Below are 584 nucleotides of genomic sequence, written 5' to 3' on the forward strand. Positions count from 1 at the left end.
CATGGTTCCCGACCGTAGGCCCGTGGCGAACAGCCCATACACCATTGTCGGGAGCATGACGATCCAATGCGATCGGATCAGGTGCCGCGGCGGGCACGGCCACCGGCAGCGGTCAGGATGGAGGCTCGCCCGGGGCTCCGCTCCGCCAGGCGTCGGCACCGGCTGACGTGGCCGCGGCCGTGGCGGCCCTGGCCTGCTGGAGTTTCACCTTCGCGATCTCACTGGGCGGCACCTCCAGCTGCCGCGCCCACTGCCGGGTCGCCGACACCACGGCGACGCTGACCAGAGCCATGCCCGCAGCTCCCAGCAGGCCGCCGATACCGACGAGCAGCCCTCCGCCCACCAGCAGCCGCCGGCTGGGCTGAATGCCACGGCCGTATGTCTGCGCACCCATATATCCGCCGCCTTGTCGTCCGGTACCTTTCCGGCACCGTGCCGTCGGTCAGCCGGTGGTTTGACGGTGCCACCACCACGAGACCCGCGACATCAGCCCGGAGCTTTCCCGTCACCGATTCTGGCCGCTCGGGGCCGCGGCGCATCACCCGCCGCGAGTGATTCAGGACCGGTGATTCAGGACCGCGGGC

General features: G+C 70.5%; 1 protein-coding gene. It reads right to left on the bottom strand.

What is annotated here, in order from left to right; genetic code table 11:
* Positions 1–112: 112 nt before the first annotated feature.
* On the bottom strand, positions 113–394 hold the full coding sequence (locus MJ783_RS05400; RefSeq protein ID WP_239308814.1) for a hypothetical protein: 282 nt from the start codon (positions 392–394) through the stop codon (positions 113–115).
* Positions 395–584 lie beyond the last annotated feature (190 nt).

The sequence above is a fragment of the Protofrankia sp. Cj3 genome (assembly GCF_917627355.1).
In the GTDB taxonomy this organism is placed as follows: Bacteria; Actinomycetota; Actinomycetes; order Frankiales; family Frankiaceae; genus Protofrankia.

Coding starts and splice junctions, on each gene's coding strand:
- MJ783_RS05400 (WP_239308814.1), bottom strand. CDS start 394: ATGGGTGCGCAGACATACGGCCGTGGCATTCAGCCCAGCCGGCGGCTG.